Origin of the sequence: Dactylosporangium sp. NPDC006015 (assembly GCF_040614215.1) — a bacterium.
Taxonomy (GTDB): domain Bacteria; phylum Actinomycetota; class Actinomycetes; order Mycobacteriales; family Micromonosporaceae; genus Dactylosporangium; species Dactylosporangium maewongense.
Window position 1 is genome coordinate 61,171 of the sequence record NZ_JBEXUD010000051.1, and the last position, 12,082, is coordinate 73,252.

Here is a 12,082-nt window from a genome sequence, read left to right on the forward strand (position 1 = left end):
GCGACCGTACCATCGGCGCGTGCGGCACTGGTGGATCGTCCTGCTGGCCTTCGCGGGCCTGGTCGTGACCGCGCTCTTCTACGGCGGCTCCGCCGGGCCGGCAGAGACGCGGCACCGGCCGACCGCGTACTCGGACCTCGGCCAGGGCGGCGACCCCAACACCATCATGATCCGCTTCGACTGGCCGCACGAGGGCTGGTGCTCCGGCCAGTTCACCATCGCCGCCGCGGAGACGTCGACCGAGGTCCGCGTCGGCGACGTCGTCAGCAGGACGCCACGCGCCGGCGGGGCCTGCGCCGGCCTCGGCTCCGACGGCCAGACGGCCTGGGACTCGCTGACGCTGTCCAAGCCGCTCGGCGACCGCCGGGTGGTCCGCACCGACGACGGGGCCGCCCTGCCGTACGTCCGCCGGGGCCCACCGGACTGAAGTGGCATGAACGTGCGAGTCGCCCGCGGCGGCGCCGGGCCATGCTCCTCGGTATGGCTTACGCATACCCGCCGCAGCAGGCGTACGCGATGCGCACCACCGCACCCGCCTCGCTGCACGTCGTCGCGATCTTCCAGTACCTCGGCGGCCTCCTCATGCTGGGGATCGCCGCGCTCTTCGCCCTGGCCGCCTCGGAGATGACCAAGCAGCTCGGCGGTCGCCTCGGCACCTACGACGCGTCCGTCACGTCCGCCGTCGCGGTCGTCGTCGCCGTCTTCGCCGGGGTCGGCCTGATCGCCATCATCCTCGGCCGCAAGGTCCAGCGCGGCCGCAACTGGGCCCGGATCCTGCTCACCGTGCTCAACGTCCTGAGCCTCGCCTCGGTCGCGTGGCAGGCCTACTCCACGTCGCTGCTCACCGTGTCGACGATCGTCAGCGCCGCCTTCCCGGCCCTGTTCCTGATCCTGCTCAACACCCGCGCCGCCCGCTCCTGGTGCCACCACCGCACCTACTGAGCGGCAGGCGGCAATTCGCTCGCGGCCCGGGCGCGGCGGGCGGAGCATGTGGTGCTTGAGCAGCGAGTGGTACTACGACAGCCCGTCCACGGTCGCCGGGACGCTGCAGCGCGGCCTCGGCCGGGGCGCCGCGCTGGTGCGGGACCCCGAGGACGTCATGGCGTGCGTCCGGCGCGACCACCGGTTCTGGTGGATCTTCGACGACAGGGCCCTGTACCTGGCGCGGCTCGTCCGCGACCTGGGGATCGACGCCGGGCGGATCGTCGACGTGCTGCGGGGCGAGGACGACGACAACGCAGTCGGCAACGCGACGCAGGTGCTGGTGCAGCTCGGCCGCGGCGGCGACCAGGTCGCGATCGACGGGCTCCGGGAGTACGTCCGGCGCGGGGCGGACCGGGTCGACGAGCTGGAGGAGATCGCCGCGGCGTGGCCCGCCGAGCTGTGGGACGACCTGCTGCCCGTGGCCGCGGACCGGCTCCGTCCCGGCGACATGATGGGATTCGCCACGGGGGAGCCGGGGTCCGCGGCGGGCTGGCGCGTCGACCGGGTGAGCAACCAGTCCACCGGCTACTGCCCCGACCCGGAATGCTGGCCGGCCGTCGCGGCCGCCCTCGACGCGGCCGGCACGCCCCACCCGGGCGGGTTCACCGACGCGGTGCTCTTCCGCCGCTGTACGAGCTGCGGCCAGCGCAACATCGTGCACGACGGCGACTTCGCCTGCGCCGTCTGCGACGCCCCGCTCCCGGTCGACGGGTGACGCCGCCGGGGCGGTCAGCCGACCGTGGCGGGGTGGGCGGCCCGCACGTGGGCGGCGAGGTCCGCGGCCGGCATGGGGCGGCCGAAGTGGTAGCCCTGCGCGTAGCGGTAGCCGAGCCGGCGCAGCACCCCCGCCTGGGCCTCGGTCTCGACGCCCTCGGCGACGGCGCGCAGGCGCAGGCCGTCGCTGATGCCGATGAGGGCCTCCGCGATCACCGAACGGTCGCCCCGGTCGGTGATGTTGTCGACGAACGACTTGTCGACCTTCAGCAGGTCGACGGGGCAGGTGCGCAGCAGGCCGAGGGACGAGTGGCCGGTGCCGAAGTCGTCGAGGGCGACGTTGACGCCGAGGCGCTTGAGCTGGTGCAGCTCCTCCAGGCCGGACCCGCCGTCGAACACGGCCGTCTCGGTGACCTCGACGGTGAGGTGGCGGGGGTGCAGGCCGACGCTGTGCAGGGTCGCCTGGACCTGCGCGGCGAAGCCGGCCTCGCGCAGCTGCCGCGGTGACACGTTCACCGACACGTACTCCAGCCCGTCGGGGCCGAGCTCGTCACGCCACCTGGCGGCCTGCCGGCACGCCTCGGTGAGGACCCACTGGCCGACGGGGACGATGAGGCCGGTGCGCTCCGCGGCGGGGATGAACAGGTCGGGGCGCACCATGCCGCGCTCCGGGTGCTGCCACCGCACGAGCGCCTCCACGGCGACGGTACGGGCGTCCGACAGCCGCACGATCGGCTGGTAGTGCAGGCGCAGCTGCCCGGTGTCCAGCGCGACCCGCAGGTCGGCGGCGGTGCGGGCCTGCTCGGCGCTGTGCTGGTCCAGGCACGGCGCATACGTGACGCGCCGCCCCTTGCCCTGCGCCTTCGCCTCGTACATGGCGACGTCCGCGCGCCGCAGCAGCTCCTCCGCGGTCGCGTCGCCGGCGTGCAGGGCCAGGCCGATGCTCGCCTCGACGACGAGGGCGTGGCCGGCGGCGTCGAGTGGGCGGCGCAGCTCGGCCGCCACGGTGTCCAGGACGTGCAGCGCGTGCTGCTCGCCGGTGGTGGGGAAGACCAGCGCGTACTCGTCGCCGCCGAGCCGGGCGACCAGGCCGCCGTCCGGTTGCAGGCACTCCAGCCGCGCCGCGACCGCGGTCAGCAGCGCGTCGCCGACGGCGTGCCCCAGGTCGTCGTTGATGCCCTTGAAGTCGTCCACGTCGACCAGCGCGACCGCGACCGCGTCCTGACCCGCATCGAGGATCTCGCCCGTGTACTGCATGAGCAGCCGACGGTTCGCCAGCCCGGTGAGTGCGTCGTGGGTCGCCTGCCAGGCGAGGGTCTGCTGGTACTCCTCCAGCTCCCGCAGCCGGCTGTCGAGCGTGTCGACGAGGACGGCGTTGTCGCGCAGCGCCGCCGCCTGCCGGGCCGCGACGAGCAGGACCAGCACGACGGTGCCCAGGGCGACCCCGAGCACGTCGTCGCCGCCGGCGGCCGCGTCGGCGAGCAGCAGCACCCCGGTGGCGAAGACCGCCAGGTAGGGCACCAGCGGCCGGCGCTCCCGCCGCACCGCCGTCGCCGGCTCGACCCCGGCCGCCCGCCGCTGCCGGTCCGCGGCCAGGCACAGGATGAAGCAGGTCAGGGGCAGCACGACCGGCGTGCCGTTGAGGTGCGGGCGGTCGGTCAGCAGCGGCGTCAGCGCGCCGCCGGTCGCGCCGCCACCGCCGGCGAGGGCGAGCAGGTAGAGGGCCTTGCGGTCGAGCGGGCCGGTGCCGGTGAACGCCACCTTGATGAACGCGAACACGCACACCGACCCGGTCGCGACGATCGCGATGACGGCCCACGTGCCGCTGGTGTTGCCGCCGGACCACGTCTCCCAGTGCCGGAAGATGAAGTGCCAGGCGAAGGTGATCACCGTGACGAGGACGGTCGCGGTGTCGAGGCCGAAGCGCAGCCACTCGCCCCGGCTGCGGTGGGCGCCCGGGATCCGCAACAGGCCCCACAGCATCACCACCAGGCCCATCAGGTACACCGCCGCGGTGAGGCCACTCACGTGCTGGGGCGCGACCAGGCGCAGGAGCATGTCGACGCCGTTGCTGGCGCCGCCGAGGCCGATGAAGACCATGCCGAGCCCCACGTGCCGCCAGAAGCGGCGCGCGCCGGGCGCCATCCCCTCCGCCGCGCTCGTCGTCCAGCAGGCCCGCACCGCGCACCCGACCGCCAGGGGGACCGCGAGCCAGCTCACCAGCGCCGGCGTCGTCCGGGCGAGCCCCACCAGGAACCACGCCTCCGCGACGACCAGCACGACGACCGCGCCGATCAGGAGACCGGTCGGACGCCAGACCGCCACACCTCTCACACAGGTCGGCATCGGCCGGGTGACCGGGATCATGAACCAAATCTCAGCCGGCGCTCAGCGGATCCACAGATTCGTGACGCACAGTTGGAGGAACGTCCCGCCCGGTCACTGGAGGCATCCGATGGGTCTCGTTCTCGGCATCGTGAGTCTGGTGCTGCTGGTGGTGCAGCTGTTGCTGATAGCGCGCGCCATCCTCGACTGGAGTGTGGTCCTGGCCGGTCCGTCGGCCCAAGGCTCGATCCGCTCGCGGGTGTCCGCGGGCGTGTTCGCGGTCACCGAGCCGATCCTGGCGCCGGTCCGGCGCGTGCTGCCGCCGCTGCGCCTCGGCGGGGTCGGGATCGACCTCGCGTTCATCGTCGTCTTCCTGTCGATCATCGTCCTGCGAGCGGTCATCGGCATGATCTGACTCGCACCGCACGACGCCCGCCCGCCTTCCGGCGCGGCGGGCGTTTTCGTGTCCGTGGATGGCCCGGATCGACGGCCGTAGCAAATGTCAAGTATTGACAGAACTCGGGGCAGCGACCAACCTCTCCAGCAGGAAGCCCGCCAGCTTCCTTCCCTCGGCGATCGGCGCGCCGCGGTCACAGGGACACTCACCGCGGCTGTGCCGTGGCATCCGAACGGAGCGTTTGTGAGAAGACTGCGGTTCAGCGCACTGCTGGTGGCGGTCACCGCGGCGGTCACCACGGCCGTCGCCGGCCTGCCCGCGCCGCCGGCTCAGGCGGCCGTGCCGGCGGACCTGACCACGCTGGTCAACCCGATGATCGGCACCCAGAAGGAGGGCAACACCTTCCCGGGTGCGGCGCTGCCGTTCGGCATGGTGCAGGTCAGCCCGGACACCGGCCACGGCACGGGGTACAACTACGACCACGGCAAGGTGTGGGGCTTCTCCAACACCCACCTGTCCGGCGTCGGCTGCCCCGTGATGGGTGAGGTGCCGCTCATGCCGACGATCGGCGCGGTCAACTCCGCCGACCCCAACACCTACGGCCAGACGCTCAACCACGCCCAGGAGCAGGCGACCGCCGGCTACTACCGGCTCGCCACCCCCAACGGCGTCACCACCGAGCTGACGGCGACGCTGCGCAGCGGCTGGCAGCGGTACACCTTCCCGTCGAGCACCCAGGCCAACGTGCTGTTCAACACCGCGCAGGCGCGGGGCAGCGGCACCGGCGCGCAGTCGTCGTCGATCTCGATCGTCGGCAGCGACACCGTCGAAGGGTCCGTGACGACCGCCGGGTTCTGCGCCTCGGCGCCCGCGCACACCGTGTACTTCTCGGCCAGGTTCAGCCGGCCGTTCGCCTCCTTCGGCACCTGGTCCGGCACCACGTTCACCGGCGGCAGCCGCGCCTCGTCCGGCAGCGGCGCGAAGGGCGGCTGGGTCCGCTTCGACACCTCGTCCGATCGGGTCGTGACGGCGAAGGTCGGCCTCTCGTACACCGGGATCGCCGGAGCCCAGGCCAACCTCAGCGCCGAGACCAGCGCCGCCGGCTTCAACTTCGACACCATCCGCAACGCCGCGCGCGACACGTGGAACGCGAAGCTGCACAAGGCCGAGGTCGACGGCGGCACGACCGACCGGCAGGTGGCGTTCTACACGTCGCTGTACCACTCGCTGCTGCACCCCAACCTGTCCGGCGACGTCGACGGCTCCTACCGCGGCTTCGACAACGTGGTGCGGACCGCGTCCGGGTACACGCCCTACCAGACGTTCTCGCTCTGGGATACGTACCGCGCGCAGAACCAGCTCGTCGCGCTGCTCGAGCCGCAGGTCGCCCGGGACTACGGGCTGTCGCTGCTCGCCGTGGACCGCGAGCTCGGCTGGCTGCCGAAGTGGTCCCTCGCCAACACCGAGACCAACACGATGACCGGCGACCCGGTCACCCCGTTCCTCGTCGACCTGTGGGCGCGCGGCCTGCTCGGCGGCTACGAGTCACAGGTGTACGCGGCGCTGCGCAAGAACGCGCTCGGCGTACCCACCAACATCAACGGCCGCAACGGCAACCCGTACTACGCGTCGCTGGGCTACATCCCGACCGGCGTCACGTGCGGCCCGGTGCTGCCGATGGACCACGACTGCAAGTTCCCGAGCTCCGCCACCCTGGAGTACGCGGCCGCCGACTCCTCCCTCGCCATCATGGCGCGCGGCCTCGGCAACACCGCCGACGCCACCATGTTCGAGGCGCGCGGGCAGAACTACCGCAACCTGTTCGACCCGTCGATCGGCTTCTTCCGCCCGCGCAACGCCAACGGCGTGTGGGGCTCCCCGTACTCGCCGACCGACGGCTCGCACACCTTCCACGAGGCGGGCGCCTACCAGTACCAGTGGCTCGTCCCGCAGGACCCCGACGGCCTGGTCTCCCTGCTGGGCGGCAAGACCGCGGCGAACAACCGGCTCGACAGCTTCTTCGCCTACAACAACCTGCTGACCGACCCGTCGGGGACCGCGCACAACACCTGGGTCAACGGCGCCTACGACTACTACAGCTTCACCACGTACAACCCGAACAACGAGCCCGACCTGCTCGCGCCGTACACGTACCTGTGGACCGGGCAGCCGTACAAGACCTCCACGGTGCTGCGGGCCGCCTACACCCTCTTCACCAACGGCCCCAACGGCGTCACCGGCAACGACGACCTCGGCACGATGTCGGCGTGGTACGTGTTCTCGTCGCTGGGCCTGTACCCGCTGATGAACGGCGCCAACTTCTACGGGGTGAGCACGCCGCAGTTCCCGTCGGCGAAGGTGACGATCGGCTCGTACGGCAGCCAGCAGGGCGGGGTCCTGAACATCACCGCCCCGTCGGTCAGCGACAGCAACCGCTACATCGGCACCGCCACCCTGAACGGCACCGGCTTCAGCCGCACCTGGCTGTCGCAGGCGGACATCGCGCACGGCGGCAACCTCGCCTACACGGTGACGGGCACGCCGGGCTCGTGGGGCACCGGCGCCGGCGACACCCCGCCGTCGTCGAACCACACCGCCCTCCCCGCCCCCGCGGTGAACCTGGCCGCCGGCAAGCCCGCCACCGGCTCCACCGCGTGCGCCGCTGACGAGTCCCCGTCGAAGGCCGTCAACAGCAGCGTGACCGGCGGCAACACCGACAAGTTCTGCTCCACGGTCGCCGGCGCCTACCTGCAGGTCGACCTCGGGTCCGCCGCGTCGCTGAACAAGATCGTGGTCAAACACGCCGGCGCCGGCGCGGAAACGGCCAACCTGAACACCAAGGCGTTCAACCTGCAGCTGTCCACCGACGGCAGCACCTGGTCGACCCCCGTCACCGTCACCAACAACGCCGACCCGGTCACCATCCACCAGTTCGCGTCGACGTCCGCCCGGTACGTCCGGCTCAACGTCACCACCCCGACACAGACCACCGACGGGGCGACGCGCATCTACGAGCTGGAGGCGTACGGCTCGGCGACCGTCCCGGTGAACCTGGCCCTGAACCGGCCGGCCACGGGCTCCACCGCGTGCGCCGCCACCGAAGGCCCCGAGAAGGCCGTCAACGGCAGCGTCTCCGGCGGCAACACCGACAAGTTCTGCTCCGGCGTCGCGGGCGCCTGGCTGCAGGTCGACCTCGGCTCGGTCCGCGCCCTGACCCGCTTCGAGGTCGCCCACGCCCAGGCCGGCGGCGAGCCCGCCGACTACAACACGAAGGCCTTCACCATCCAGGTCTCCAACGACGGCACCACCTGGAGCACCCCGGTGACGGTCACGAACAACACCGCCGCGAACACCACCCACCCGGTGGCGCTCTCGGCCCGCTACGTCCGCCTCAACATCACCACACCCACCCAGACGACGGACACCGCAACCCGGATCTACGAGCTGCGCGCGTTCGGCTGAGCCCCCAGGGGCGGGGGAACCGCCCCGGCGTGGTCCTGTTCGGGAGACCACGCCGGGGCGCCTCGCTCCTCATACAGCAGCGGCGATGACGAACTCGTGCCCGACGCCGTTCCTCCGCAGCCGCGGTGTCCATGAGTCAGCGGTCACGCCGTGGGTGACCGCTGACTGGAACGCCTCGCCAGCGGTGATGACGCCGTCGCCGTCGTTGTCCGCCGAGCCGTCGCGGAGCCCGCTGATCAGCGCGCTGGTGAACCTCGGGAGCCCGCCGGGCGGATAGGAACCGACCATCCACGTCCCGGTGACGTCACCGCCGACGCTCAGCAGGTCGGCGAGGCGCATGCCGTCGCTTTCGTCGGTGGTGCAGACGTCGAGGATCGCCAGCTGGCGCCGGGCCCGGCACGCGTCAAGCCGGGTGCGCAGCCACTGGACGCCGACCCCGGCGACCGCGTCCGGCCCGTCGAGGTCACGCAGCAGGTCGCCGGCCAGGTAGAGCACTACCTGATCGGTGTACGTGCGATCGGACAGGAACTCGTCGATCGCCCGACGGATCCGTCGCGGGTTGGCGTCGACGGTGTTGGTCACGGCGAACCCGCCGATCGACGGGTCGCCGAGCACCTCCGCCATCCCGGTGAGGTTCTCCCGCATGGCGAAGGTGTCGGGGGACCACTGGCTGCCGGACCTGAGGTTGCCGACCACCAACGCGAACCGTCCGCTGCCCAGCCACCGCTGACCGCCGGCCGCCGAGGCGGTCCACTGGATGGCGATGTCGGCGGCGAGCGCGGCGGCATTGTCGCGGTTGTCCGCGCGGTGCTCGCCGATGAGACCGATGACGAAGGGTTCGCCGTCCGGGGCGAGGCCGTAGTCGAGTCGTTCGGCGTGCAGCTCCGCGGCGCGGTCGGCGTCGATGCGGGAGGTCGACGGGTCCGCGAGCTTCGTCTCCATCCTCGTGGTGAACGACTCGATGCCGCCGACGTCCCACGACTCGGCCGACGCCAGGATGTGGAAGCCCTGTGACGGGTGGTGCGAGGCAGCCGCCAGCGTGAGCAGCTCAGCCAGGGCGGGCGGGCCCCACCGGTTCATCACCAGGAAGAGCCGGCGCGTGCTGCGGTGCCGTTCGATGAACCACAACGCGGCACGCAGCGCTTCGCTTCGGGCTTGCGGGTCGTCCTCGTCGTCGACGGCGAGCCCGACGTGCGGCAGTGCGAAGAGCGGGGCCAGGCCGCCGCCGTGGTCGAGGAGGAGGACCTGCACCTCGTCCGGGGTGTTCGTCAGAGCGAGGGACAGCACCAGCGAGACCAGGACGTCGACGCGCCCGGTGTACGGCATGCCGACGATCGCCACGTTGCCGGTCGTGAGGTCGAGCTCCAGCGGCTCGTAGCCGGTGCCGTCCTTGCGGGCCACGCTGCCGGCGATGCCGGCGGCCTTGCCCCAGAGGGCCTGGGAGCCGGCGGTGAGGCCGCGGCCCTCGACGACGCGGCGGGGGCCGAGCAGGTCCAGCAGCGCCGGCTGCGCGGACGGGGCCGGCGCGGCGATCCAGGGTCTCGGGCCGGCGAGTGCGGACATCCGTGCGACCAGCCATTCGGCGACGGTGTCGCGCCTCGGAGGGGCGAGCGGCAGGAACGTCACGGCGCCCCGGAACTGTTGCGGCTCGCTGGAGCGAGTCGTGAAGGTGCCGAATCCGGGCAGCGCGTTCGGTTCGAGTCGCATCTCGAACCCCAGATGCTCCGGCAACCCGGGCGACCGGAAGTCGTGGGATCCGTCCGTCAGCAGGACGTGGAGACCGGCGTCGTCGGCGTTGAAGAGCCGGCCGACAAGACTGTCCGGGTGTGGTGGGAGGTTCAGGTATTTATCGATGACGATGACCAGCTTCGGCCGGTTCGCGGGCATGTGCAGGCGGCGGTCCAGTTCGCGGCCGATGTCGTCGGCGAGCCGTCCGGCGCTGATCGGGGTGAGCGGGCCGGGGATGACGCCGACGGTGTGTGGCAGGTCCTTCAGGCCGGCGAACGTCCGTGCGCCGGACGCGCCGACGAGGAGCAGCTCCAGCTCGTGCGGCGGGTGGGCCGCGGCGAGCGCGAGGACGATCGTGCGCAGCAGCTGGCGTCGGCCGGTGTAGGCGGGAGCGATGATCCACCCGTGCGGGCCGTGCCGCTCCAGGTCGAGCGTGACTGGCCTGCCGGCGTCGTCGACGCCGAACGGGACTGGGACGAGGCGGCCGTCCAGGTGTTCGTCCCACATCGGGAACGCGCCGAGGAGGTCGGTCAGCGGGACCGGTGCGTCCTCCAGATCCGCGTCCGAGGACTCAGGGCCAGCCAGGCGGTCCAGCAGCGCCAGGGCCGACGCCGCCGCGTCCGAGCGCACGAAACCGAGTGCGTTGCGGATGGCGTCGAGGTCGGCGCCGGGGAGTTGGCCCAGTTCGGCCAGGCGCTGGACCGCCGCATTGGACGGCAGGAGGGCGATCGCCTCGTCCATCTCCGTGTCGAGGCGCAGGGCCGGGTCCGGCTGGCGGTCGAGGCGGCCCCGCATCGCGACGAACCAGTCCTTCGACAGGCCGGCCTCGGTGCGGGAGTCGGCGGCGGCGTCGTCCAGCCACCGCAGCGCTGCCGGCGGGTCGATGATGCCGATGGCGGTGAGCCGCTGCGCCTGCTCCAGGAACGGGTGGGCGCCCCAGACGCCGGGGCGGTCGCAGTACCGTTCGAGCAGCAGCGCCACCTGCACGGCGCGGTCCGGGCCGTAGGTGGTGCGCAGGCTGATGAGCAGGTGGCGACGCAGGTCGTCGTCGATCTCGTACAGGTCGCCGCCGAGCTCCTTGAACAGCGGCGACGTCAGCAGCGCGGCCTCCACCGACCACGGCAGGTCGTGCGGCGGGTCGACGAAGAAGTTGATCCGCAGCAGGTTGAGCAGGGTCGGGTCGACGGCGACGGGGACGGCGGCGTGGCAGGCCAGCTCGATGGCTCCCGGCGGGAGGGCCGCGCGGGCCTCGGCGAGCCTGGCGGCCGCCGTCGACACCCGGTCGAAGACGGTCACAGCGGGCGCTCCAGCGGGACGGGGTGGCCGCGTAGCGCATCGACGGCGCTGTACATGCCGGCGCGGGTCAGCGGGTACATCGGCACGTGCCGGGCGATCTGGCCGGCGGTCGTGCCGGGCCAGCGGTCGGAGGCGACGGGGTTGAGCCAGGCGAGGCGGGCACCGCGACGCAGCACCGACAGGGCGAAGGCCACGGTGTCGAACAGCCGGGTCGTGACGAACGCGCCGCGCAGCGCCCCGGCGTCGCTGATCGCGGCGACCACCGTGGCGGGCGTGACGCCGGAGAGCAGGTCGGCGACGGGCCATGAGGTGAGCATCTCGGGGTCGCGGTACACCCGGCCGGTGTTCAGCGGCGGGACGCGGTCGAGGATCGGGTCGAGGTCCGCGGCGAGCGTGCCCGGCAGCGACGCCAAGGCACTGCGGTCGCGGCTGCGGCCGGGGGTGTTGCGGAAGTAGGCGACGGTGATGTCGTCGAGGCGCCCGGCGCGCACGACGGAGCCGACGACGTGGTCGACGAACCCGTGGTAGGGCGCCATGGAGCCGTCGCGGTCGACGAGCAGCAGCAGCCGGGCCGCGTTGACCCGGCGGGGCACCAGGACCGGGCCTTCGGCGAGGCCGGTGCGGGCGAAGCGGTCGACGGTCGCGTCGACGTCGACCTCGGTCAGCGGTCCGCGGCGGACGGGGCGCCGCAGCCGCCGCCAGATCTGCGCGACGTCCCGCTCGGCGACCGGGTAATGCGGCCGGACGACGAGGAACGGCGACGTCATGCCCGAGTGGGGCGGCTCGGCCGGGCCGGCGTGGCGCGGCGGTACCACGACGGTCAGCTCCTCCTCGACCTGCTCGGGAGCGGGTGCCGCGGTGGGAGCATCGATGCCCGGTGCGGTCTGTGCGGCCCGCTCACCGAGGGCGACGTCGGCCGGCTTGGACGGGGAAGGGGTGTCGGCGGTGGGCCAGTCCGGCAGCCGTACCAGATGCATCGTGGCGTTGATCAGCTCCGCGTCGCGGGGTGACTTGGCCCAGAGCGTGACGCACAGGGCCCGCAGCTTCGCGGGGGAGTCGAGGCCGTGCCCGGCGGCGAGGGCGGTCCGCAGGGCGGCGCAGTCGTCGACGCCGAGCGGCAGGCCACGCCGGCGCAGCCGGGTGACGAGATCCCGGACGAACGACGGCATCGGGGCG

The 12,082-nt window shown here is 72.6% G+C and carries 8 protein-coding genes; 5 read left to right on the plus strand and 3 right to left on the minus strand.

Annotated features, from left to right (window positions below):
• Positions 1 to 19: 19 nt before the first annotated feature.
• From ABZ321_RS49000 to ABZ321_RS49010, 3 genes are read left to right on the plus strand one after another with little or no spacing between them, the layout of a single operon-like run.
• The gene (locus tag ABZ321_RS49000) at positions 20 to 427 is read left to right on the plus strand and encodes a hypothetical protein (protein ID WP_354903272.1); all 408 of its coding nucleotides are present in this window, start codon (positions 20 to 22) and stop codon (positions 425 to 427) included.
• 53 nt (positions 428 to 480) lie between these two features.
• Positions 481 to 942 carry a hypothetical protein gene (locus ABZ321_RS49005; protein WP_344499019.1) on the plus strand — a complete coding sequence of 154 codons (462 nt, stop codon included), beginning with the start codon at positions 481 to 483 and terminating at the stop codon, positions 940 to 942.
• 55 nt (positions 943 to 997) lie between these two features.
• On the plus strand, positions 998 to 1,699 hold the full coding sequence (locus tag ABZ321_RS49010; protein ID WP_354903273.1) for a hypothetical protein: 702 nt from the start codon (positions 998 to 1,000) through the stop codon (positions 1,697 to 1,699).
• Positions 1,700 to 1,713: 14 nt separating this feature from the next.
• Here ABZ321_RS49010 and ABZ321_RS49015 read toward each other — a convergent pair whose 3' ends face one another.
• Entirely contained in the window at positions 1,714 to 4,023 is a 2,310-nt protein-coding gene (locus tag ABZ321_RS49015; RefSeq protein ID WP_354903274.1) for a bifunctional diguanylate cyclase/phosphodiesterase, read from the minus strand.
• Between the two features lie 160 nt (positions 4,024 to 4,183).
• On the opposite strand from ABZ321_RS49015, the gene ABZ321_RS49020 reads away from it, so the two are divergent.
• Positions 4,184 to 4,438, plus strand: a complete 255-nt coding sequence (locus ABZ321_RS49020; protein WP_344499025.1) for a YggT family protein — start codon at positions 4,184 to 4,186, stop codon at positions 4,436 to 4,438.
• A 225-nt stretch (positions 4,439 to 4,663) separates the two neighbouring features.
• Positions 4,664 to 7,882 carry a GH92 family glycosyl hydrolase gene (locus tag ABZ321_RS49025; RefSeq protein WP_354903276.1) on the plus strand — a complete coding sequence of 1,073 codons (3,219 nt, stop codon included), beginning with the start codon at positions 4,664 to 4,666 and terminating at the stop codon, positions 7,880 to 7,882.
• Between the two features lie 69 nt (positions 7,883 to 7,951).
• On the opposite strand, the gene ABZ321_RS49030 is transcribed toward ABZ321_RS49025, so the two are convergent.
• Complete coding sequence (locus ABZ321_RS49030; RefSeq protein ID WP_354903278.1) at positions 7,952 to 10,906, minus strand: FtsK/SpoIIIE domain-containing protein; 2,955 nt, start codon at positions 10,904 to 10,906, stop codon at positions 7,952 to 7,954.
• Complete coding sequence (locus tag ABZ321_RS49035; protein WP_354903280.1) at positions 10,903 to 12,075, minus strand: VWA domain-containing protein; 1,173 nt, start codon at positions 12,073 to 12,075, stop codon at positions 10,903 to 10,905. Before ABZ321_RS49035 ends, ABZ321_RS49030 begins: the two co-directional genes overlap by 4 nt.
• Between the last annotated feature and the right edge of the window lie 7 nt (positions 12,076 to 12,082).